Consider the following 22,146-nt stretch of genomic DNA (forward strand, 5'->3'; position numbering starts at 1 on the left):
GGCTTTCTTATGCTATCTGCATTTGCATTGCTTCTGGGCGAAGATCCTTTTTAATTAACCTTTGTTTGTTGTATCGAGTTTTTTCTGCTTCAGTCTTGGTGGTTTCTGTCTTTTCGTATTTCACCTTGTTGTTCTTTTCTTAAGCACTTTTCATCTTGCTGTGCTGGGATTCTTCTCTCCTATCCTTTATAGGTTTTCTCTATGTCAAGTGATGTTCAAAGAGACACTATAGATTTCGATGTGGTGATCGTCGGCGCCGGGCCCTCGGGCCTGGCCGCCGCGTGCCGGCTGATGCAGCAGGCCAATGCGGCCGAGCAGGAACTGACGGTGTGCGTGGTGGAGAAGGGCTCCGAGGTGGGCGCCCATATCCTCTCCGGCGCGGTCTTCGAGCCCCGCGCCCTGGCCGAGCTGTTCCCCGACTGGGAGGAGCGCGGCGCGCCGCTGACCACCCCGGCGACCCGCGACGAGCTCTACCTGCTCAAGGATGCCGAAAAGGCCCAGAAGCTGCCCAACGCCCTGGTGCCCAAGTCCATGCATAACACCGACGGCCAGACCGATGGTGGAGAGCGCACTCGCTATGTGATCAGCGCCGGCAACCTGTGCCGCTGGCTGGCCGAGCAGGCCGAGGGGCTGGGCGTGGAGATCTTTCCCGGCTTCGCCGCCCAGGAGACGATCGTCGAAGAGGGCGTGGTCAAGGGCATCCTGATCGGCGACATGGGCGTGGGCGCCGACGGTCAACCCAAGGACAGCTACATGCCGGGCATGGAACTGCGCGCCAAGTACACCCTGTTCGCCGAGGGCGCCCGCGGCCACCTGGGCAAGCGGCTGATCCAGGACTACGACCTCGACGCCGGCAAGGACCCCCAGCACTACGGCATCGGCCTGAAGGAGCTGTGGGATATCCCCGCCGAGCAGCACGACCCCGGCCTGGTGCTGCACGGCTCCGGCTGGCCGCTGGACAAGCACACCCACGGCGGCTGGTTCCTCTACCACGCCGAGAACCAGCAGGTGGTGGTCGGCCTGATCATGGACCTCTCCTACCAGAACCCCTGGCTGTCGCCCTTCGACGAGTTCCAGCGCATGAAGCACCACCCGGTGCTCAAGCAGCACCTGGAAGGCGGCAAGCGCATCGCCTACGGCGCCCGGGCCATCACCAAGGGCGGGCTCAACTGCCTGCCGAAGATGACCTTCCCCGGCGGCCTCTTGATCGGCTGCGACGCCGGCACGTTGAACTTCGCCAAGATCAAGGGCCTGCATACCGCCATGAAGTCCGGCCTGGTGGCCGCCGAGGCGGTCTACGAGGCGCTGGCCAAGGGCGACGAGGGTGGCCAGGAGCTGACCGCCTTCACCGAGCAGTGGGAGGCGAGCTGGGCCTATGCCGAGCTCAAGGAGAGCGCCAGCTTCGGCCCGGCGATCCACAAGTACGGCACCGTGGGCGGCGGCGCCTACAACTTCGTCAACCAGCTGCTCGGCGGCAAGCTGCCCAACGTCCACGACACCACCGCGGACCATGCCCGGCTCAAGCCGGCCAGCGAGTGCGAGAAGATCGACTACCCCAAGCCCGACGGCAAGCTCTCCTTCGACAAGCTCTCCTCGGTGTTCCTGTCGAACACCAACCACGAGGAGGACCAGCCCTCCCATCTGCGCCTGACGGACCCCGAGCTGCCGATCCGTGACAACCTGCCCGAGTATGCCGAGCCGGCCCAGCGCTACTGCCCGGCGGGGGTCTACGAGGTGATCGAAGGGGACGACGGCAAACCGCAGTTCCAGATCAACTTCCAGAACTGCGTGCACTGCAAGACCTGCGATATCAAGGACCCGGCCCAGAACATCACCTGGGTGGCGCCGGAAGGCGGCGGCGGGCCCAACTATCCGAACATGTAAGTAGCTGACGCTGGCTTGTTTGAATTTGGGAGAGTGAAGGCTGATGCAGGATTTCGAGCTGCTGGAGGAGGGCCTGGCCCTGATGGCCCTCGGCATGGGTTTTGTTTTTGTTTTTCTTACCGTTCTGGTGATGGTCACGACCCTGATGTCGCTGGTGCTCCGGCGCTTCGCTCCCGAGCCGTCCGCTCCCGCCGCTACGGGTGCCCGCCCGCCGGCGCTCGCCCGGCAGGATGACGCGCTGATGGCGGTGATCGGTGCCGCCCTGCATCGCTACCGTCAGCGCCATCGCCACCGCCGCTGAGGGCGGCCGCCCCCCCTTTCCCGACACCCCCTTCACTATGATGACAAGGTCAAGCCAATGACTGACACCGCTCGCCCGCTCGGTATCACCGACGTCGTCCTGCGTGACGCCCACCAGTCGCTGTTCGCCACCCGCCTGCGCCTCGATGACATGCTGCCCATCGCCGAGAAGCTCGACCGCGTCGGCTTCTGGTCGCTGGAGTCCTGGGGCGGAGCCACCTTCGACGCCTGTATCCGCTACCTGGGCGAGGATCCCTGGGAGCGGATACGGGCGTTGAAGGCGGCCATGCCCAATACCCCCCAGCAGATGCTGCTGCGCGGCCAGAACCTGCTCGGCTACCGCCACTACGGCGACGACGTGGTGGACACGTTCGTCGAGCGCGCCAAGACCAACGGCGTCGACGTGTTCCGCGTCTTCGATGCCATGAACGACCCGCGCAACCTGGAGCGCGCCATCCAGGCGGTGCGCAACGTCGAGGGCCACGCCCAGGGCACCCTCTCCTACACGGTGAGCCCGGTGCACACCCTGGACGGCTGGGTCGAGCTCGGCAAGACCATCGCCGCCATGGGCGCCGACTCCCTGTGCATCAAGGACATGGCCGGCCTGCTCAAGCCCTACGACGCCTTCGAGCTGGTCACCAAGCTCAAGGCCGCGGTGGACATTCCCATCCACATGCAGTGCCACGCCACCACCGGCCTCTCCACCTCCACCATCGTCAAGGCCGCCGAGGCCGGCATCGACAACGTCGATACCGCCATCTCCTCGATGTCCATGACCTACGGCCACAGCCCCACCGAGTCGGTGGTGGCCATCCTCCAGGGCACCGCGCGCGACACCGGCCTGGACCTCGAGCTGCTCGAGGAGATCGCCGCCTACTTCCGTGAGGTGCGCAAGAAGTACGCTGCCTTCGAGGGTTCGCTGAAGGGCATCGACTCGCGCATCCTGATCGCCCAGGTGCCGGGCGGCATGCTCACCAACATGGAGGGCCAGCTCAAGGAGCAGGGCGCCGGCGACAAGCTCGACGACGTGCTCCAGGAGATCCCGCGGGTGCGCGAGGACCTGGGTTTCATCCCGCTGGTCACCCCCACCTCCCAGATCGTCGGCACCCAGGCGGTGATGAACGTGATGATGGGCGAGCGCTATAAATCGATCTCCAAGGAGGTCCAGGCGCTGCTCAAGGGCGAGTATGGTGCCGCGCCGGCGCCCTTCAACAAGGAGCTTCAGCAGCGCGTGCTGGAAGGCGGCGAGCCGATCACCTGCCGCCCGGCCGACAACCTCAGCCCCGAGATGGACACCCTCGCCGCCGAGCTCAAGGCGAAGGCCAAGGCCGACGGCATCCGCCTGGCCGAGGGCGAGCGCGAGATCGATGACGTGCTCACCTATGCCCTCTTCCCGCAGATCGGCCTGAAGTTCCTCAAGCACCGCGACAACCCGGACGCCTTCGAGCCTGCGCCCCAGGCCCCTGAGACAGGCGCCCCGGAAAACGGCAATGGCCAGGCCAAGCTGCCGGCGAAGGCAGAGGCCAAGGTACCCGCTGCTGCCCCGGCCGGCCCCGAGACCTACACCGTCACCGTCAACGGCAAGGCCTACGTGGTCGAGGTCGCCGAGGGCGGCGAGATCGCCGATGTCCAGGCCCAGGACGGCGGGTCCCAGCCGGCGGCTGCCGCCGAGGCGCCGGCCGCCACCGGCGAGGCGATCAGCGCGCCGCTGGCCGGCAACATCTTCAAGGTCAACGTGCGCCCGGGCGACGCGGTCAAGGAGGGTGACGTGGTGATCATCCTCGAGGCCATGAAGATGGAGACCGAGGTTCGCGCCGCGAGCGCCGGTACCGTCTCTGCGGTCAAGGTCGGCGAGGGCGACAGTGTCGCCGTCGGTGACGTCCTCATCGAGCTCTGAGGGGCCTTCCCATGGAAAAGTTGGTAACCCTCTGGTACGGCTCGGGCGCCTATAACCTGACCCCGGGCCAGGCCGTGATGATCCTGGTCGGGCTGGGGCTGCTGTACCTGGCCATCGCCAAGAAGTTCGAGCCGCTGCTGCTGGTGCCGATCGGCTTCGCCGGCGTCCTGGCCAATATCCCCGAGGCGGGCCTGGCGATCTCGGCGCTGGACCAGGCCATCGAGGTGGCTCGCCCCGCGGTGCTCCAGCAGATGGCTATGGCGCTGGGCGCGACCCTGGATCCGCTGGCCAGCGAGGAGGCCTGGCGGGCCACCCTCAAGGCGCTGGTCGACAACGGCACCTCGCCGGACCAGCTGCGCGCCGCCAAGGACGTGGCGATGAACGTCGGCTACGGTGACGGCCTGCTCTACACCTTCTACCAGGTCGCCGTCGCCTCCGGCATCGCCCCGCTGATCATCTTCATGGGCGTGGGCGCGATGACCGACTTCGGCCCGCTGTTGGCCAACCCGCGGACCCTGTTCCTGGGCGCGGCGGCGCAGTTCGGCATCTTCGCCACCCTGTTCGGGGCGGTGGGCCTGTCGGCCATGGGCTGGATGGACTTCACCCTGGAGCAGGCCGCCGCCATCGGCATCATCGGCGGCGCCGATGGTCCCACCTCGATCTACGTGTCGAGCGTGCTGGCTCCGGAGCTGCTGGGGGCGATCGCCGTGGCCGCCTACGCCTACATGGCGCTGGTGCCGATGATCCAGCCGCCGATCATGCGGCTGCTGACCAGCAAGAAGGAGCGCGAGATCACCATGACGCAGCTGCGTCCGGTGTCCAAGCTCGAGAAGATCGTCTTCCCGCTGGCCCTGCTGGTACTGGTGGCGCTGTTTCTGCCGGACGCCTCGCCGCTGTTGGGGATGTTCTGCTTCGGCAACCTGATGCGCGAGTGCGGCGTGGTCGAGCGCCTCTCCGATACCGCCCAGAATGCCCTGATCAATATCGTCACCATCGTGCTGGGCCTGGCCGTGGGCTCCAAGCTGATGGCCGAGAGCTTCCTGGCCCTGGAGACGTTGGGGATCATGGCGCTGGGCATGGTGGCCTTCGCCATCGGCACCGCCGCGGGCGTGCTGATGGCCAAGCTGATGAACGTGATGAGCAAGATGCCGATCAACCCGCTGATCGGCGCCGCCGGCGTCTCCGCGGTGCCCATGGCAGCCAGGGTGGCCAACAAGGTGGGGCTGGAGTCCAACCCGCACAACTTCCTGCTGATGCACGCCATGGGGCCCAACGTGGCCGGCGTGATCGGCTCGGCGGTGGCCGCGGGGGTGATGATCAAGTACCTGGGCTGATGTCATACAGAGTATGGCAAGAGCCGGAGCTGGTACGCCTTGACAGCCTCGGCTCGTGTCATACCATCTAAGGTGCAAGCACCGCCCACGGCGGTCCGGTGGCCTCGACCGGCACCAACCGAGGCACCCCGGCACCCAGGCGTTTCAAGGGTGCGCCGCTTGGCGGCACGCCACCTCCCAAGGCCTCGCGCATCCCGAGACGAGGCCGCCCGCCCGGGCTGGATGCTGCACCTCTTCCTCGGCACTCATGTGCCATCACCCACCAGGGGATTCACATCCCCGGTGGGGAAGGTGTGTCCCCTGTGTGCACTACCGCAGGAGATCCACCATGAAATCCTACGATATGTCGTCTCTGGCTCGTGACCACGGCTTTGCGGGCAAGGTCCGTATCAGCGAGCGAGTAATGGACGACTGCATGTATGTCGCAGAGCACGTGGTCTCGGAGCATGGGGTCACCCCCATTGAACGATTCCAGCTGCTGCTGCAGAGCATGGCCAGCCAGCTGTCCGGGTACCCGGCAGGGACCCAAGCGGTACGGCTGACCCACCACCGCATCCCGCCCAGCGGGAACCCCCACCAGCCTCTGGCTCTCGAGCTCGAGGCCTTCGTTGTGGAAAACGACCGTCAGCACGGTGACTACCTGTTGGTGGCTCGCCATGACGAACTGAACCACGCGCTGCTCACCGCGGCGTAACCCTTCCTCACCACCCACCCTGACCGGGACATCGCTCCCGGAGGGGGCGGTCTCGGTCATGTCCGGAGGTACTGGTCATGACACATTCTTCAGCAGCTGCCATCCCGGCAGATTCTCGCTACTCCCCATCCAATGCGCCTCAGCTGTTCGTGCGCGACAGCGACGGCAACTACCTGGCGGCCCCCGATGACCGTGTCATCGATGCGGCGCGGCTGGTGGTGGAGCGCTCCGTCTCCAAGGGCGTGAAGCTCAACACGCCCAACCGGGTGCGCGAATTCCTGTGGCTCAAGCTGGCCGGCTACGACCACGAAGTGTTCGGTGCCATCTTTCTGGACACCCAGCACCGCGTGATCGAGTTCAGTGAGCTGTTCCACGGCACCCTCGACTCCGCTTCGGTCTACCCGCGGGAGGTGGTGAAGGCGGCACTGCACCACAACGCCGGTGCGGTGATCTTCACCCATAACCACCCCAGCGGAGAGCCCGATCCGAGCGATGCGGACCGACGCATCACCCAGCGACTCCAGGAGGCGTTGGGTCTGATCGAGGTACGTGTGCTCGACCATATCGTGGTCGGCGGTTCGGACTCGGTCTCCTTCGCGGAGCGGGGCTACCTCTGATACCTCGGGCGCCTTGCCCGAGACCGCTTGGACGGGTGCCGGCATTGCCGGCCCCGTCCGCTCTTTTTGCATCCTGTCGAACAGGAGTCTGGTGATGATCAAGATTCCCGGGCGGCTCACCGTCCGCACCATTCATGGGCGCAACGGCCCCTTCAACGTGGGCCGGCTGGCGGCCTCGATCGGCGAGTTCGTCATCAAGGACCCTCAGTTGGATCAGTTCAGCGAAGGGGTGTTCGAGGGCGAGTTCCTGCTGCTCGAGATTCGTCCGGCAAGCTACTTCGCCGGCGGCCGGCTGGTGGTGGAGGTGCGCGCCAAGGTTGGCGAGATGCTGCTGACCGAGGACGGCATGCTGGTGACCCAGCATGGCCCGCGCTTTGACTCTGCGGAGGTGGATCCGCTGGAGGAGGAAGCCGCACCTGCGCCTCCCGTGCCGCCAGCCCCACCCGCGCCTGGGCCGCACGCCCCGGATGCCTACATTGCTGGCCATGAGGCCAATCCCGACGCCGAGCTCTTCGGCCTGCTCTGGCCCCTGGGGCAGAGCGTCAAACTCGATCCCACCGTGGATCGGGCGCTGTTCCGCCGTCAGGTGAGTCGGCTGAAGGAGTTGGGCTACCGATTCCAGGCACCGACGCAGACCTGGCAAGCCGCTGCCTGAGGCAGCCACTCCCCACCGGGGCATCTCGATGCCCTGGGCTCGGGATGTCCCCATCGATCTTTGCTAACCGATGGAGGCCATCATGCCCGAGCTCTACACCCTCGATGAGTGCCTGGATCTGTACGCCGATGCGTTCTGCATTGGCCGGCAGCGTGAGTGCCTGTTTCTGTCCTTATGGGGGCGGGATACGGCGCTCCAGGAGCTGCTGGCCCGGCTGACGCTGCCGGCGGCAGACAACGGCCTGGATACCCTGCATCTCTGCCAGGGCGACACTCGCCACGCCATAGGCTTTGCCGACATGGACAGCTATTCCCGGCGCTCTGCCCGGCTGCGCCAGACGCGCTTCGGCACCCTGGTGCACGTGTGGATCTTCGATCAGCGCTGCATCACGCCGGACCGCGCCAACCTTCACTGCATCGCGCTACTCGATGACGAGGAGGGCACGCATTCAGTTGATGACCAGCTGTGGCCTCGTGTGCGGGAGCTCTGTCCGCTGCCCCTGCTGGATCACTGGCAGGCGCCGGTCATGATGCTGCTGCATGCCCAGCGAGCGGTACTGCCGGCCTCGTTCTCGCAGGGGCCGATTCAGGCCTGGGAGATCTCACTCGATGAGAACGACCTGGCCCCGCGCCTCAGCGGCATGATCCGCGCCGGCGTGCTCACCCCCGAGCCCTGAGCGCTCGCTCCACCCTGGTGCGGCCGTGCCGGCCGCGCCTACCACACCCAACCGACTGGAGGTGTCGCATGGCACTGATGTTTCAGCGCATTGCGCGCAACTTTGCCAGGAATGGCTACTTCCCCACGGATGAGGCGTCGCTCGAGCGGGTGCTTCAGGCGCTCAGCCCGGCGAGCGCCGGCCGGATGCGGGTGCTCGACCCCTGTGCGGGGGAGGGCGCTGCCATCACCGAGCTTGCCCACCACCTGGGGCGCGAACGCGTTCAGGCCTGCGGCGTGGAGTATCACGCCGAGCGGGCCGCCTCGATGAATGGCCTGGTCGATGCGGGCCTTCAGGGTGACCTGATGGACACGGTGATCTCACCGCGCAGCATGGGTTGTCTGTGGCTCAATCCACCCTATGGCGACCTGCTGGCCGACCACGCCGGCTATGAGCACTATCAGGGCAAGGGGCGCAGGCGCCTGGAGAAGCTGTTCTACCAGCGCACCATTGGCACCCTGCAATACGGCGGGGTGCTGGTGTTGATCGTCCCCGACTACGCCCTGGACAAGGAGCTGACCGGTTGTCTGGTCAACCACTTCACTGAGCTGCGGGTCTTCCGCGCCGCCGTGGATGACTTCCAGCAGGTGGTGATCCTGGGCCGCCGGGTGCGACGCCGTGAGGCGGAGCGCAGTCAGGAGGCCAAGGCCATGCGCGCCCAGCTGCTGCGCGTGGGGAGCAAGGAGGTCACGCCCGAGGTGATTCCGGAGGTGTGGCCCTTTGAGCCCTACGTGGTGCCGGCTGCCCAGGGCGAGCTGCGCCACTTCTACCGGGTGTCGCTCGATGCCGAGCAGCTGGCCGATGACGTCGGGCGGCTGCAGGGGCTGTGGCCCGAGGTGGGCAGCGTGTTCGGGAAGACCGGCCTGGCGCCGCGTCCCCCGGTGCGCCGACTCTCCTCCTGGCATCTGGCCCTGTCGCTGGCGGCCGGGGCGATCTCCGGCGTGGTCACCGCGCCTAACGGTCGCTGCCTGGTGGTCAAGGGCAACACCCACAAGGATAAGGTCGCCAAGACCGAGTTCACCGAGCGGGAGGACGGTGCCATCACCGAGACCCGCGTGCTCACCGACCGTTTCGTGCCGGTGATCCGCGCCTGGGAGATGACGCCTGACTCGCCTCAGCATGGGCAGTTGCTGACCATCACCTCGATGCCGGCGGCCAATGACGGCGAGCCGGATGAGGGTGGCCAGGCGGTAGATGCCGAGGCAGGCAATGAGCCAGCACCGCTCAACCGGGTCGCTGAGCGTGCCGCGAGGCCGGATCCACGCCGCTTCGATGTGGGGCGTGTGGTGATGACTCGGGCCGTCAACGAGCTGGTGGAGCGGGGCGAGGTGTCGCCCATGGCGCTGCTCCGACGACACGTCACCGGCGACTGGGGTGACCTGTCCGACGAGGACCGCCACAGCAACGAGCAGGCCCTGATCCACGGTGACAGGCTGCTCTCGTCCTACCGGATTGGTGAGTCGCTCACGGTCTGGATCATCACCGAGGCGGACAGAAGCGTGACCACTCTGCTGCTGCCAGAAGACTACTAACCGGCGCCCAAGGCGCCATTCCCCACGGCGGGCCTTTCCAACCCGCCAGGGGAGGGGAGTATCCGCCGTTTTCTTGTGCTCAAGGAGGCGGACATGAACGACATCACTCAGCTGCCGGCGTCGGCCGGCATGGCGCAGTCTGGCGAGGTCTTCGGGCCTCAGGTGGATCTCAACGCCTTTGTGGAGGAGTTCGGCGACGGCCTGCTGGCTTCGCTCAACCGCTCCCATCCCCCGGTCTATGACGGCGAGGCCAACCCTCGCCGCCAGGCCATCATGGCCGCCCTCAAGCGGTCGCCATTCCCCGAGCAGGCCGAGGTGGTGCACGCCATCTCGGCGCTGCTGCTCGACCGGCACGAGCCGGCGGGCATCATCAACGCCGAGATGGGCACCGGCAAGACCATGATGGCCATTGCTACCGCGGCGGTCTGTCACGCCGAAGGCTATCGGCGCTTCCTGGTGATCGCACCGCCCCACCTGGTCTACAAGTGGCGGCGGGAGATCCTGGAGACCGTCGATCAGGCCAGGGTCTGGGTGCTCAATGGCCCGGACACCCTGGTCAAACTGCTCAAGCTCCGAGAGGCCCTGGGCCAGCCGTCCGATGGCCGGCCGGAGTTCTTCATCCTGGGGCGTGTGCGCATGCGCATGGGCTTTCACTGGCGACCCGCCGCCGCGCGCAAGCGCGTGCCGGGCGGTGAGCTGGCGGCCTGTCCCCAGTGCGGTGGCACCGTGATCGACAGCGACAACGAAGTGGTACCGCTGTCGCAGTTTCTCCGTGAGGAGCGACGCCACAAGTGCCGGCACTGTCACAGCCCTCTCTGGACGCTGATGCGGCCCCAGCGGGCGACGGGCAGCCTGCAGCGTGACCTGGTGCTCAAAGCGCTGCGCAAGCTGCCCACCATCGGCAAGGTCTCGTCGGAGCGCCTGGTCCAGCAGTTTGGCGAGGAGTTCCTGGCCACGCTGTTGGGTGACAACATCCACGAGTTTATCAACCTCATGGATGAGAACGGGGAGCTGGTGTTCTCCGACCGGCAGGCGGCCCGCATGGAGCGAGCCATGGCCACGATGGAGTTCGGCTTCGGTGAAGGCGGCTATCAGCCGACCGAGTTCATCAAACGCCAGCTGCCGGATCACACCTTCGATCTGCTGATCGTGGACGAGGGGCATGAGTACAAGAACGCCGGGTCGGCCCAGGGCCAGGCCATGGGCGTGCTGGCGGCCAAGGCGCGCAAGTCGCTGCTGCTGACCGGCACCCTCATGGGCGGCTACGCCGATGACCTGTTCTACCTGCTGTTCCGCATCCTCACGCCGAAGATGCTCGAAGACGGCTATCGCCCCAACGGGCGCGGATCGATGGGCCCTGCGGCCATGTCGTTCCTGCGTGACCATGGGGTGCTGAAGGACATCTACACCGAGCGCGATGGCGACTCGCACAAGACAGCCCGCGGCAAGAAGCTGTCGGTGCGGACCGTCAAGGCCCCGGGCTTCGGCCCCAAGGGGATCATGCGCTACGTGCTGCCCTTCACCGTCTTCCTCAAGCTCAAGGATATCGGTGGCAACGTGCTGCCGCCCTACGATGAGGACTTCATCGAGGTGCCGATGGACGACGAGCAGGCCTTTGCCTACCGGCGGCTCGAGGGTCAACTGACCGCCGAGCTCCGACAGGCGCTGGCACGCAAGGACACCACCCTGCTGGGCGTGGTGCTCAATGCGCTGCTGGCCTGGCCGGACTGCTGTTTCCGACCGGAGACGGTCAAGCATCCGCGCTCGGGCACTCTGCTGGCGTTCGTGAAGACGATCTTCGGCGAGCAGCAGCCGATGCCCAAGGAGCGGGAGCTGGTGGAGATCTGCCGGCACGAGAAGGCCGAGGGGCGCAGGGTGCTGGTCTACACGACCTACACCGGCAAGCGCGATACCAGCAGCCGACTCAAGGCGGTGCTCACCGAGGCCGGTTTCAAGGTCGCGGTGCTGCGCTCCAGCGTGGAGACCCAGCGGCGCGAGGACTGGATTGCCGATCGGGTCGACCGCGGGGTCGACGTGCTGATCACCAATCCGGACCTGGTGAAGACCGGGCTCGACCTGCTGGACTTCCCCACCATCGTCTTCATGCAGACGGGCTGGAACGTCTACACCCTGCAGCAGGCTGCCCGCCGCTCCTGGCGGATCGGCCAACGGCAGCCGGTGAAGGTGCTCTACCTCGGCTATGCCGGGTCGTCACAGATCGCCTGCCTGTCGCTGATGGCGAAGAAGATCGCCGTGGCCCAGAGTACGTCGGGAGACGTGCCCGAGTCGGGCCTGGACGCCCTCAACACGGACGGTGACTCCGTGGAGATGGCTCTGGCGAGGCAGCTGGTCAGCTGACCGATACCCAACCCATGCCCCCTCTTCGGAGGGGGCTTTTCTTCAGGCTTCTCCTGACACCGGTGGCCGGGTTGATGTCTATCGGGGATAGACTTTAGTTGTAATCCAGGAGTGACGGTAAAATAAGAAAAAAATTCATACAATTAATGCCGATTTACTCAGTGAAATGATTTGTCTGATGAGTAAAATCATTCGCGCTCGGGTTGCATCCCATAGCTATTGCGCCAAGGCAAGGAGTGCCCTGGGGTAAACCCCTCTCATCGCATTTAACGTTTCTTCTGGTGCCCATCAGGGGCGGCCGGTGTGATGCAAGGATTGCATCATGAGGAGCGACAATTGCTGAATCTCAAATTTCTACGTGGGCGCCGTAGCTCGACTGACGCCGACAGCACGCAGGGTGACGCTGATTGGGAAACCCCGCGCAGCGGTGCGGAACTGCTGGCGACGCCATATCGGCAGCAGCTGCTCAAGGCGGTTCAAGAAAGCACCTCGCTGACACAGCCCGTGTTCGAGGCCTACGTCAAGGAGCCACTGCAACGATACGCCGAGCGTGTCCAACTGCTGCCAGCCTCAGAATCTCACCACCATAGCTACCCGGGTGGGATGCTGGACCATGGACTTGAGACCTGCGTGTTTGGCCTGAGGCTCCGACGACAGCACCTGCTCCCGCCGAAGGAGTCGCCTGAAAAGCAGTCCTCCACAGGAGAGCTGTGGAGCGTGGCGGTGATCTATGCCTGCCTACTGCACGATATCGCCAAGGTTATCGTCGACGTCGATATACACCTGAAATCTGGCCGAAGGTGGTGCCTGTGGGAGGGCATCATCCCCGACCAGTATCGCGTTCGATATATCAAGGGCCGCGACTACTTCCTTCACGCTGTGGTCAACCCCCTCTTGTGCAAGGAGGTTGTGGGCAATGCCGGGCTCGAGTGGTTGAGAAGCCAGCCGGAGCTGTTTGGCCTGGTGATGTATGCCGTAAGCGGTCACTCGGAACGATCCGGAGTCATCGGTGAGATTGTCAGCCAGGCAGATAGAGCCAGTGTCGCCAAGTCGCTGGGAGGCAAGGTCTCCAATATTGAAAAAGCGCCTCAGGACTCACTGCAGAGTAAGTTGAAGGGTGCCATTCGCCATATTGTCAAAGAGAAGCTCAGGCTTAATGAGAAGGGTGCTCAGGGGTTTGTGACCGCCGAAGCGCTGTGGCTGGTCACCCCGCTGGTACCACGTGAGATAAAGAGCTACCTGCTTTCCCATGGCATCGAGAGCGTGCCATCCAACGAGACCCGCTTATACGATGAAATGCAGTCCCATGGATTGATTATGGAGAACCCGGAGGGGCGCTCGGTCTGGAAATGCCGAGTTGAGCTGGGTGAGTGGAGTGCTGAACTCTCCATGATCAAGGTTCACAAGTCACTGGTTTGGAGCGGAGCGGAAGCGCCGGAAGAGCTTGCTGGAAGTGTTCAGGTGCTTGACGGTGGCCAGGCGCAACAAGGCGAGCCTGCCGTAACGCCTTCGGATGAAGTGGCTGCATCGGCATCACGTGAATCTAGTGAGGCGAAGTCCACGTCTGATGACCTGGAAACGTCCATTCTTGAGCTCGCAGCAGGAAGTGGCGAAGAAGAACCGCCGGCCCAGGATGAACAATCCGAGGAGAATGATAGAGCAGGTGAAACGGACTCAGTGCCGGGCTCATCGGGGGAGGATTTCCTGGAGTGGATGAGGAACGGGCTGAGCTCTCACAAGATATTGATGAATGACTCGAAGGCTCTGGTGCATGCAGTAGACGGCAAGCTGTTTATCGTGAGCCCCAAGGTATTTAAGCGCTACTGCCAGGAGGTGAGCGGAGAGGAGAAAGAGTGGAAAGCAGTTCAGGATTCATTCCAGAAACTAAAGCTGCACAAGAAGAACAAGGATGGCGGAAGTTTTCACAAGGTGAAGGTGGTCGGGCCTAACAAGAAGTCGAGCACCCTGTCTGGATATCTTGTGGGTAAGGATGACCTGATGGAGGAGGGTAAGGAGGTTTTTGATAACCCCTTTATTGACCTGATTGATGGGAAGCCTAAAGAATGAAAACATTTACCTTTGACGACTTGTTGCAATCCTATTTTTCTGAGCGTTGGTTGACGGAGAGAAGCAGGGTCTCATACTGTGTTCCTGTGAAGCTTTTCCGCCGCTTTGTTGGGCAGGAGAAGCTGCCAGAGGAAGTGACTCGCGATGATGTCAGGCAGTGGAGGGATTTCTGTTTCTCAGAGACAGGTAGGAATCTCGCTCATTCGAGCTGGAATAACTATTGCCGTCACAACAGAATTCTCTTCAAGCATGCAATGGATCACGCGCTAATCGAAATCTCATCGAATCCGTTCGCCAAGATGGAAGTCACATCGCCGAAGAAGCGGAAGAAGACCTTGAGTAAGCGCCAGGTTGAGATGGCTCGAGAGGCGATCGACCTGCATAAGAAGATCGAGCGCTACCGAAGATCGCCATCGATCCTCCATCCTGCCTGGTTCTGGGAGGTGGTGTTTGAAACTTTCTACCATACGGGCATCCGCCTAACCCAGCTGTTGCTGATGAAGCCAGAGGATATAGATTTGAAGAGCCGCGTTCTCACTGCCACCTGGCAGGGGGCCAAGAACAACCGCGAGCACTTTGTTCCCATCTCCAACGCACTCTATCCGCACCTGGAGAACCTGATGAACTCGGCCAGAATGGTGGGTATCAAGCGGGGCGAGCAGATCTTCAATGTGAACCGTTACAGCGAACGGCACCGAATGGAGACGATGGACTCCTGGCAGGTGGAGCGCTTCTACCAGAATCTTTCCAAGATTTGCGGCTATCAGATGAGCCCGCACCGATTCCGCCACACCCTGGGCACCGAGCTGATGAAGGAGCCGGACCGTAACCTTCACATCGTCAAGGCGCTCCTCGGCCACAGCAACATCAGCACGACGCTGGAGTACGTCGAGGTCGACATTGGCAGCTTGCGGAGCGCCCTCGAGGGGCGTGTTTAATCACTACCCGAACCTCGATGGTCACCTGCCAATGACGCACGGGCGGTGTGGGCCCTCACGCGTCTGGGCACCTGCACCGCTCAACCAGTAGCCATTCGCTGTGCCAATATCCGGCGCTGGCAGTTTCGGAGTGGCGGATAATGCGTGGTCCGAGAAGTCGCATTGGCAGATTGCAATTGACAGTGCCGCGGCAATTTCGTATATAGCGGAAATAGCCCTTTCAGCGAGCCCTCATGATTCTCCTTGCAGCGATCGTCGTTGCGTCACTTGCCGTATCGTTCTTGTGTTCTGTACTTGAAGCGGCGCTGCTGTCGCTCACGCCGAGCTATATTGCCCAGCTCAAGGAGGGCCGCCCTACCGCCCATGCGGCGCTCGCGGCACTTAAAGCCAATATCGACCAGCCACTGGCCGCTATTCTAACTCTCAACACCATTGCACATACAGTTGGTGCCACCGGCGTTGGGGCTCAGGTTGCGGTGATATTCGGAGAGCCTTACATAGCAGTAGCCTCCGCAGTGATGACGCTGCTGATTCTGGTGCTCTCGGAGATCATTCCCAAGACCCTTGGCGCCACCTACTGGCGCCAGTTGGCGCCTCTTCTCCCTCCGCTACTGCGAGTGATGATCGTGCTGCTGACGCCGTTCATCTGGCTCTCGGAAATGATCACCCGGAGGTTGGGGAAGTCCATTCACGACGTCGACCTCCGCGCTGAGATCAAGGCGCTGTCTCGAATCGGCCTCGAGGAGCGGGTGCTCGACCCGGAGGAGTCGCGGACCATCATCAATATTCTCAACCTGCATGAGATGGCGGTGAAGGATGCCATGACGCCTCGCACGGTATGCGAAACAGTGCCTCCGAAGATGACGGTCGGGGAGTTTGATTCTCGTTATAGCAAGGCACCTTATACACGCCTACCGGTGATGGATCAGAGCGAACAGGCATTCGGATACGTACACCGCTCCGATATGTACCATGCCGAAGATACACAAACCATGAGTGAACTGAAGAGGCCTATCGTCAGCATTCCTGATACCACAAGCATCGAGCAGGTTTTCACCGATATGCTGCGAGATCATCACCACCTGCGGGTGGTGCATGACGAACATGGCACCTGGGTGGGGCTGATTACGCTGGAAGATATCATCGAAACCATCCTGGGCCAGGATATCGTCGATGAAACCGATAGCGTGCACAATCTTCGTCATTATGCCAAACAGCGCTGGTTAAAGCGTTTGAATCACCATTCATCACCGCGCTGAAATAGCGCTGCCTAGACCTGAGAGTCCGACCTCATGCCGATAGATCCTACCTCGCAAGACGATACTCGGCCGGAGCCAAAGACCGGCTCATCGCCCAGCCCGCAGGGCCGCACCGAAAGATTGCTGGAGCGCTTTTTATGGAATTCGCGGTTTCTGGTGATGATGGCGGTGGTGCCGAGCCTGCTTGGCGCGGTGGTGCTCTTCACCATCGGCACCATCGATATTTTCAAGGTATTAATCGATACCGTGGCTTATTACCTGCTCGGAGGCGTGGACGATATTCACGATAGCGTGGTGCCAAGCATCATCATGGCCATCGATATCTACCTGATTGCCATCGTCCTGTTGATTTTCGGCCTCGGGGTTTACCGGCTATTCGTTTCTCCCATCGAACAAGCCGAAGATCACGCTCCGCACCACCCGTTCAACGTGCAGTCCTTTGACCAGCTCAAGGACAAGATCGCCAGGGTGGTCATCCTGGCGGTGATCATTGAGTTCTTTCGCGCTGTGGTCGATATCCGTTTTCAGACCCCGCTGGATGCCATCTATCTGGCGCTCTCTGTACTCGCGCTTGCCGCCGCGTTATATCTTATGAGCCTTGCACAACGTAAGGAATAGCCGGCGGCCAACACCGATCCATGCCGCAGTCGGTGGCCAAGCGTGTAGCTCGTGGCTGGAGCTGACCCCCTTTTTTAGTGTTCTCGCCAGCAGCTTTCCCAGATTTTCGGCTATCAGATGAGTCCGCACCGATTCCGCCATACCCTTGGCACGGAGCTGATGAAGGAGCCGGACCGTAACCTGCACATCGTCAAGGGGCTCCTCGGCCAAAGCAACATCAGCACGACGCTGGGTAAGCGGTCCATAAACCCCATCTTATGCAGCTGAATAGTGTCCGTCAGACTGGTGTCACCCGATACCAAGGAGGACACCATGAGCGAACTGACCTCAACACAAGCCTTCTGGCTGGGCCATCTGTTCCATGCCTCCTCTCGGCAATTGTCGCTGAGCGAGTACGCCAACGAGCAGGGGCTGGATCTTGCGTCACTGCTGGCGTGGGAGCAGCGCCTGGTGGTGCAGGATGTGCAGGTACCACCTCGCCATCGGCCGCTTCGCTTCGTCGCCGTGGAGGTGGCCCGATGATCCGGCCGGATACCCGGCTGCGCGTCTACCTGTGCCGCGAGCCGGTCGACATGCGCAAGCAGATCGACGGGCTGGCCCTGCTGGTTCAGGAGGCCATGGAGCTTAACCCCTTCGAGGAGGCGGTGTTCGTGTTCGGCAACCGCCAACGTGACAAGGTGAAGCTGCTGTTCTGGGAGCGCAACGGCTTCGTGGTCTGGTACAAGCGCCTGGAGCGCGAGCGCTTCAAATGGCCGGATCGGTTAGAGGGCGACACGGTCACCCTCTCGGGCCAGGAGCTGAACTGGCTCCTGGATGGCTATGATCTCAGCGCCATGCGTCCCCATAAGGCGTTGGATTTTCAGGCGGTTGGCTGATTTTCTGCTGATTCCAGCAGCGCTGCTTGGTAAAATGTCGGCATGATCTCATCGGCCTCGACACCTTCCGCCAGCGTCTCCCTGCTGCAGCGCCAAGTGCGCGCCCAGCAGGAGGAGATTGCGCGTCTTCATCAGTTGATGGAGAAGAAGGAAGCGGAGTGGGAAGCCGCCAAGGCCGCGCTGTTCGAGCAGTTCCGCTTGGCCATCGAGCGTCAGTTCGGTCCCTCCACCGAAAAGTACCGCGTCGCGCAGGGCGACCTCCTCATCAACGAGGCCGAGGTAACGGTCGATGAGGAAGAGACCAGCGCCCAGGATGACACGACTGATGACGCGGTTGACGCACTGGCTGAACCCCATCAGCCGGCCAAGCGCCGCACCCGTGGCGGCCGCATGGCTCTACCGCCCGAACTGCCTCGCGTCGAGGTGATCCATGAGCTCCCCGAGGATGCCCAGCATTGCCGCCACGACGGCACCGAGCTCAAGGAGATCGGCAAAGAAATTAGCGAGGAACTGCATGTCGTGCCGGCGCGGGTCGAGGTGATCCGCCATGTGCGTATCAAGTACGGCTGCCCGGCCTGCGAAGAGGGTGTGCAGACTGCACCTGCACCGGCCAAGCTGCTGCCGAAGAGCAATGCCAGCCCGACGCTGCTCGCCTATGTGGCTACCGCCAAGTACCAGGACGCCTTGCCGCTCTACCGGCAAAGCCAGATCTTTGCCCGCCACGGTGCCGAGATCCCGCGCAACACCTTGGCCCGCTGGATGGTCCAGGTCGGCGAGCGGCTGATGCCGCTGGTCGAGGCCCTGCGACAGCACCTGCTACAGGCCCCGCTGATTCACATGGACGAGACCACGCTTCAGGTCAACGCCGAAGCCGATCGGCCAGCGAGCGCAACCTCCTACATGTGGCTACAGCGCGGTGGTCCGCCTGGCCAACAGGTGGTGCTATTCGACTATGACGCCAGCCGAGCCGGCCGGGTGCCCGTGCGCCTGCTGGGTGACTATGCCGGTCGCCTGGTCACTGATGGCTACGAGGGCTATGCCGAGGTGGTGCGAAAGAATGGCATCACCCATGCCGGCTGCTGGGCGCACGCCCGTCGCAAGTTCGTCGAGGCCCAGAAGGTGCAGCCCAAGGGCAAGACCGGCAAGGCCGACTGGGCGCTCAACCAGATCCGCAAGCTCTACGCCGTGGAAAAGCAGGCCAAGGCCCTGGAGCCCGAGGCCCGCCGGCTGCTGCGAGACCAAAAGAGCCGCCCGCTGATCACCCAGCTGCGCACCTGGCTCGACAAGTCGCTGACGCAGGTGCTGCCAAAGAGCGCACTGGGCAGAGCGCTGCACTACCTGGATGGTCAGTGGGCTCGCCTGACCCGCTTCCTCGATGACGGGCTGATCCCGCTGGACAACAACGCCGCGGAAAATGCGATTCGCCCCTTCGTCGTCGGCCGCAAGAACTGGCTGTTCAGCCACACACCGAGCGGTGCGCAGGCCAGCGCGGCGATCTACAGCCTGATCGAGACGGCCAAGGCCAATGGCCTCTCGCCCTACGAGTACCTGCAGTTCGTGTTCGAAACCCTGCCGACACTCGGCGAGGATGACGACCTCGACCCGCTGCTCCCCTGGCGCTGGAAAGACACTCTACCGGTCTAACTCACGCCGCAGAAGGTGGGGTTGGTGGACCGCTTACGACGCTGGAGTACTTCGAGGTCGACATTGGCAGCTCGCGCAGCGCCCTCGAGGGGCGCGTTTAGGTCCGGGCCGAGCTCGACTGTCAATGATTCACCAGCGGTGCGTGGGGCTTCCTCGGGAGCTCCTGCACCGCTTTTTCCTTCCTTTTAGTGCTCCTTTCGAGCCCCCCGCCTGCTGTCGACCATCGTCTGTATTAGACTCCGCTCATGCGGGTTGACAGCAGGTGCCTCGTACTCTTCAATAGCCACTGATGATGCTGTGTGATGCTGGTGATGAAACCTGTGCTCAGGTTGCTTCGAAAAGCATTCCACGAAGATGTCCGCACGCCACAGTGTGTTGATTTTTAAGGTTTTTTGGTATTGTGACTTGTAATCAGTAGGTCCCGGGTTCGACTCCTGGTGCCGGCACCATTTAAAGCCTTGTGAATCAGCATGATAGAGCGAACTACTAACCGTCCATTGTGGCGGTTTTTTTGTGCGTGTCAACAAAGTGTCGACCGAGGTTGGCGACAGGGTTGAGCTTTACGGCTTCCTCCAGGTGGTCGGGAGCGAAGTGGGCATAGCGCATGGTCATGGACTGATGACCGAGTATCCGCTGGAGTACGAGGATGTTCCCACCGTTCATCATGAAGTGGCTGGCAAAGGTGTGGCGAAGCACGTGGGTAAGCTGACCAGGGGGGAGCTGAATGCAGAGATCCTTCAGCCCGCCTCATTCACGAAGGCTCTGATCGGACGGTCTGAAGGTGCTGGCTGGCGGCATCTCTCATCAGAATCGATATCTCCGACGCGAGAGGCCGCTGAGTAATGCCCGAGCAGGTCTTTTCTTCCGCCTTCTTATAGCTCCTGGGAATCAATTGCGACCGTCAAAGCAGCCGTGACCGCCGGCCGCCGCTGCGGTCGCTTGATTTCCGGTGACTTAGCGATTTCGTTGGGACGTCAACTCAGCGCCGTCAGCTTCGGTAGCCCCTTCAGCAATGTCGGCCACCACTTGTCGGCTGCTGCGCCGAGGTGAACCGTGATGCGCCGGGCGTGCAGCCTCAGCGTGGCGGCAACTTTGAGCACCTGCTCGCGCATCCGGCTTAGGCTCCAGCCTTGCCGGGTCTGCCTCTCCAGCAGGCAGCGCAGGCCATGCAGGATCTGGTAGGCGTAGAGGCTCAGCAGCAGACTCACTTCGTTGCGGGCCATCACGTCCTGGACGGTGGAGGCACCGCGATCCGTCGACGAGAGGTGTACGTCGAGCGCCGACTTCACCTCGCCCATGTGCGCTTCGGCGCTGCCGCGTTTGCGGTAGAGCGCCAGGACCTTCTCTGGCGGCCAGTCGAACTTGCCGAGGTTGGTGACCAGGAAGAAGGCATGCAGCAGTAGGTCATCGGGGCGTTCCTGCACGACGAGAACCACGCGCCGTGGTTCTGGCCAGGTACCGGCTTGGTACTCCAGGTCATGGCACCATTCCCGAGGCTGCTCGGGCGGCCGGCCTCGTGGCCGCTTCAGGTGCGGCGACGCCAGTTTCTGCAAGCCCTTGTGGCTGCGCAGCCGGCCCAGGTACTCGATGTGGCGCTCTTCCAGCGCCTCCAGCGTGTCGTTGTCGGTGAACCCGGCATCGATACGCACCCGAACCTGGGCGCCGGTGCTCTCGTTGAGCCGCTTCACCAGGTGTGGGATCCAGGTATCGGCGTTCTCGGCCGGGCCGGCGTTGCCCTCGCGGAGCAGGCCGCCCACCATGTCGCCGGTTTCGGCCAATGAGGCGACCAGCGGCGAGTAGATGCGGGCCCCGTAAAGGCCATGGTAGGCCGAGCCACCTTGGTGACCGTGCACCTCGACCGGCAGACCGTCGATGTCCAGCGTCAGCTGCTTGGGGCGCTCGCCGTTCGCCAGCGAGGTCAGGCGCCAGATCACCAGTTTCGTGCACGGCATCGATATTGTCGTTATGTCCAAGGCAGGTCAGTAGCCGCGACAACATGGCTTGAGACGGCCGATCTTGGGCCAGTGGCGTCATGCCGCGCGCATCGCTGCAGGCCAGCTGCCAGAGCGGATCACGACGCAGCGTGTCGGTATCGCTGAGATCGATCCAGCCCATCGCCCGCTGCATGACCAATGTGCGCAGCTGACTGGCCAGCGAGTGGCGGATACGCAGCGGGTGGCGTCGATCGACCAGATTGTCTTCGAGCGCCTCGATCACGCCGCTGTTGTCGAGGGCTTCACGCAGCAGCAGAGCGCCGCTGTCGCTGGTGGTGCGGTGGCCGCTCATCTCGACACGGACAGAGCCGTTGCACGAGGGCGACGAGGTCGTTAGGGTTTCACCCATGGCGAGTGGTCCTCTTGAATCGTGTTCTGGCAGGAACATCCTGATTCTACAAGAGAAAACCACTCGCCATCTTCGTTTTCAGGCCGCCCTCATGAATAAGCCGGGATGATGACGGTGCTGGAAGAGCGCCCGACGCATCTCCCGTTGGCGAAGGCCTGCCGTGCCCTAGGCGTCAATCGCAGCACGGTGTATGCCTGGCGACAGCGGCAGCATGCGCGCTCCAACGAGGCATCGACGTCCCGCCGGCACTGCCCGCAGCCCAGCGCCCTATCGGCCGAGGAGCGCGCGCAAATCTTCGAGGTCGCGCACAGCGAGCCCTATCGGGATCTGCCGGTCTATGAGATCTACCACGACCTGCTGCAGCAAGGGATCTACCTCGGCTCGCTCAGTACCTGATATCGGCAGCTGCGTGAAGC

At 62.9% G+C, this 22,146-nt stretch carries 18 protein-coding genes and 3 pseudogenes; 19 read left to right on the plus strand and 2 right to left on the minus strand.

Annotated features, from left to right (window positions below):
* Positions 1 to 201: 201 nt before the first annotated feature.
* The 18 genes and pseudogenes from ACM26W_RS02060 (at position 202) to tnpC (ending at position 19,387) form a co-directional block, all read left to right on the plus strand.
* Positions 202 to 1,884 carry an electron transfer flavoprotein-ubiquinone oxidoreductase gene (locus tag ACM26W_RS02060; protein ID WP_416139222.1) on the plus strand — a complete coding sequence of 561 codons (1,683 nt, stop codon included), beginning with the start codon at positions 202 to 204 and terminating at the stop codon, positions 1,882 to 1,884.
* 43 nt (positions 1,885 to 1,927) lie between these two features.
* Positions 1,928 to 2,185 carry an OadG family protein gene (locus ACM26W_RS02065; RefSeq protein ID WP_416139223.1) on the plus strand — a complete coding sequence of 86 codons (258 nt, stop codon included), beginning with the start codon at positions 1,928 to 1,930 and terminating at the stop codon, positions 2,183 to 2,185.
* 57 nt (positions 2,186 to 2,242) lie between these two features.
* Entirely contained in the window at positions 2,243 to 4,081 is a 1,839-nt protein-coding gene (gene oadA / locus ACM26W_RS02070) for a sodium-extruding oxaloacetate decarboxylase subunit alpha (RefSeq protein WP_416139224.1), read from the plus strand.
* A gap of 11 nt (positions 4,082 to 4,092) precedes the next feature.
* Positions 4,093 to 5,415: a sodium ion-translocating decarboxylase subunit beta gene (locus ACM26W_RS02075; RefSeq protein ID WP_416139225.1), complete on the plus strand. Its 1,323-nt coding sequence runs from the start codon at positions 4,093 to 4,095 to the stop codon at positions 5,413 to 5,415.
* A 328-nt stretch (positions 5,416 to 5,743) separates the two neighbouring features.
* A complete protein-coding gene (locus ACM26W_RS02080) occupies positions 5,744 to 6,109 on the plus strand; it encodes a hypothetical protein (RefSeq protein ID WP_416139226.1) in 366 nt (121 codons plus the stop codon).
* Between the two features lie 77 nt (positions 6,110 to 6,186).
* Complete coding sequence (gene radC, locus ACM26W_RS02085; RefSeq protein ID WP_416139227.1) at positions 6,187 to 6,726, plus strand: RadC family protein; 540 nt, start codon at positions 6,187 to 6,189, stop codon at positions 6,724 to 6,726.
* 94 nt (positions 6,727 to 6,820) lie between these two features.
* A complete protein-coding gene (locus ACM26W_RS02090; RefSeq protein WP_416139228.1) occupies positions 6,821 to 7,381 on the plus strand; it encodes a DUF3275 family protein in 561 nt (186 codons plus the stop codon).
* A gap of 82 nt (positions 7,382 to 7,463) precedes the next feature.
* The gene (locus ACM26W_RS02095) at positions 7,464 to 8,057 is read left to right on the plus strand and encodes a hypothetical protein (RefSeq protein WP_416139229.1); all 594 of its coding nucleotides are present in this window, start codon (positions 7,464 to 7,466) and stop codon (positions 8,055 to 8,057) included.
* Positions 8,058 to 8,125: 68 nt separating this feature from the next.
* Positions 8,126 to 9,235, plus strand: a pseudogene (locus ACM26W_RS02100) (DUF6094 domain-containing protein); the annotation flags it as partial.
* A 150-nt stretch (positions 9,236 to 9,385) separates the two neighbouring features.
* Positions 9,386 to 9,628, plus strand: coding sequence for a plasmid related protein (locus ACM26W_RS02105; protein WP_416140794.1), 243 nt, complete (start codon positions 9,386 to 9,388; stop codon positions 9,626 to 9,628).
* Positions 9,629 to 9,757: 129 nt separating this feature from the next.
* Complete coding sequence (locus ACM26W_RS02110) at positions 9,758 to 11,986, plus strand: SNF2-related protein (protein ID WP_416140795.1); 2,229 nt, start codon at positions 9,758 to 9,760, stop codon at positions 11,984 to 11,986.
* Between the two features lie 336 nt (positions 11,987 to 12,322).
* Positions 12,323 to 14,053: a MobH family relaxase gene (gene mobH / locus ACM26W_RS02115; RefSeq protein WP_416139230.1), complete on the plus strand. Its 1,731-nt coding sequence runs from the start codon at positions 12,323 to 12,325 to the stop codon at positions 14,051 to 14,053.
* Complete coding sequence (locus tag ACM26W_RS02120) at positions 14,050 to 14,991, plus strand: tyrosine-type recombinase/integrase (protein ID WP_416139231.1); 942 nt, start codon at positions 14,050 to 14,052, stop codon at positions 14,989 to 14,991. Before mobH ends, ACM26W_RS02120 begins: the two co-directional genes overlap by 4 nt.
* Positions 14,992 to 15,224: 233 nt before the next feature.
* The gene (locus ACM26W_RS02125; protein ID WP_416139232.1) at positions 15,225 to 16,250 is read left to right on the plus strand and encodes a CNNM domain-containing protein; all 1,026 of its coding nucleotides are present in this window, start codon (positions 15,225 to 15,227) and stop codon (positions 16,248 to 16,250) included.
* Between the two features lie 33 nt (positions 16,251 to 16,283).
* Positions 16,284 to 16,868 carry a YqhA family protein gene (locus ACM26W_RS02130; protein ID WP_416139233.1) on the plus strand — a complete coding sequence of 195 codons (585 nt, stop codon included), beginning with the start codon at positions 16,284 to 16,286 and terminating at the stop codon, positions 16,866 to 16,868.
* A gap of 312 nt (positions 16,869 to 17,180) precedes the next feature.
* Positions 17,181 to 17,390 (plus strand): hypothetical protein, encoded by a 210-nt coding sequence (locus ACM26W_RS02135; protein WP_416138240.1) that lies wholly within the window; start codon positions 17,181 to 17,183, stop codon positions 17,388 to 17,390.
* Positions 17,387 to 17,743, plus strand: a complete 357-nt coding sequence (tnpB, locus tag ACM26W_RS02140; protein ID WP_044630798.1) for an IS66 family insertion sequence element accessory protein TnpB — start codon at positions 17,387 to 17,389, stop codon at positions 17,741 to 17,743. Before ACM26W_RS02135 ends, tnpB begins: the two co-directional genes overlap by 4 nt.
* A gap of 42 nt (positions 17,744 to 17,785) precedes the next feature.
* Complete coding sequence (gene tnpC / locus ACM26W_RS02145; protein ID WP_416138239.1) at positions 17,786 to 19,387, plus strand: IS66 family transposase; 1,602 nt, start codon at positions 17,786 to 17,788, stop codon at positions 19,385 to 19,387.
* 486 nt (positions 19,388 to 19,873) lie between these two features.
* Here the strand turns inward: tnpC and ACM26W_RS02150 are convergent.
* Both ACM26W_RS02150 and ACM26W_RS02155 read right to left on the minus strand, forming a co-directional pair.
* Positions 19,874 to 20,113 (minus strand): annotated as a pseudogene (locus ACM26W_RS02150) (tyrosine-type recombinase/integrase); the annotation flags it as partial.
* A gap of 248 nt (positions 20,114 to 20,361) precedes the next feature.
* Positions 20,362 to 21,769 (minus strand): annotated as a pseudogene (locus tag ACM26W_RS02155) (IS1380 family transposase).
* A 66-nt stretch (positions 21,770 to 21,835) separates the two neighbouring features.
* Here ACM26W_RS02155 and ACM26W_RS02160 point away from each other — a divergent pair.
* Complete coding sequence (locus tag ACM26W_RS02160; RefSeq protein ID WP_416139234.1) at positions 21,836 to 22,126, plus strand: helix-turn-helix domain-containing protein; 291 nt, start codon at positions 21,836 to 21,838, stop codon at positions 22,124 to 22,126.
* The last annotated feature ends 20 nt before the right edge of the window (positions 22,127 to 22,146 follow it).

Source organism: Halomonas sp. HK25 (assembly GCF_047795635.1).
GTDB lineage: Bacteria > Pseudomonadota > Gammaproteobacteria > Pseudomonadales > Halomonadaceae > Halomonas.

Bases quoted from the DNA above. Each gene is read 5' to 3' on its own strand.
- ACM26W_RS02060 (WP_416139222.1), top strand. From the start codon at position 202: ATGTCAAGTGATGTTCAAAGAGACACTATAGATTTCGATGTGGTGATC.
- ACM26W_RS02160 (WP_416139234.1), top strand. From the start codon at position 21,836: ATGATGACGGTGCTGGAAGAGCGCCCGACGCATCTCCCGTTGGCGAAG.
- ACM26W_RS02065 (WP_416139223.1), top strand. From the start codon at position 1,928: ATGCAGGATTTCGAGCTGCTGGAGGAGGGCCTGGCCCTGATGGCCCTC.
- oadA (WP_416139224.1), top strand. From the start codon at position 2,243: ATGACTGACACCGCTCGCCCGCTCGGTATCACCGACGTCGTCCTGCGT.
- ACM26W_RS02125 (WP_416139232.1), top strand. From the start codon at position 15,225: ATGATTCTCCTTGCAGCGATCGTCGTTGCGTCACTTGCCGTATCGTTC.
- ACM26W_RS02120 (WP_416139231.1), top strand. From the start codon at position 14,050: ATGAAAACATTTACCTTTGACGACTTGTTGCAATCCTATTTTTCTGAG.
- ACM26W_RS02090 (WP_416139228.1), top strand. From the start codon at position 6,821: ATGATCAAGATTCCCGGGCGGCTCACCGTCCGCACCATTCATGGGCGC.
- ACM26W_RS02105 (WP_416140794.1), top strand. From the start codon at position 9,386: ATGACTCGGGCCGTCAACGAGCTGGTGGAGCGGGGCGAGGTGTCGCCC.
- tnpB (WP_044630798.1), top strand. From the start codon at position 17,387: ATGATCCGGCCGGATACCCGGCTGCGCGTCTACCTGTGCCGCGAGCCG.
- ACM26W_RS02135 (WP_416138240.1), top strand. From the start codon at position 17,181: ATGAGCGAACTGACCTCAACACAAGCCTTCTGGCTGGGCCATCTGTTC.
- ACM26W_RS02095 (WP_416139229.1), top strand. From the start codon at position 7,464: ATGCCCGAGCTCTACACCCTCGATGAGTGCCTGGATCTGTACGCCGAT.
- tnpC (WP_416138239.1), top strand. From the start codon at position 17,786: ATGATCTCATCGGCCTCGACACCTTCCGCCAGCGTCTCCCTGCTGCAG.
- radC (WP_416139227.1), top strand. From the start codon at position 6,187: ATGACACATTCTTCAGCAGCTGCCATCCCGGCAGATTCTCGCTACTCC.
- ACM26W_RS02080 (WP_416139226.1), top strand. From the start codon at position 5,744: ATGAAATCCTACGATATGTCGTCTCTGGCTCGTGACCACGGCTTTGCG.
- ACM26W_RS02110 (WP_416140795.1), top strand. From the start codon at position 9,758: ATGGCGCAGTCTGGCGAGGTCTTCGGGCCTCAGGTGGATCTCAACGCC.
- ACM26W_RS02130 (WP_416139233.1), top strand. From the start codon at position 16,284: ATGCCGATAGATCCTACCTCGCAAGACGATACTCGGCCGGAGCCAAAG.
- ACM26W_RS02075 (WP_416139225.1), top strand. From the start codon at position 4,093: ATGGAAAAGTTGGTAACCCTCTGGTACGGCTCGGGCGCCTATAACCTG.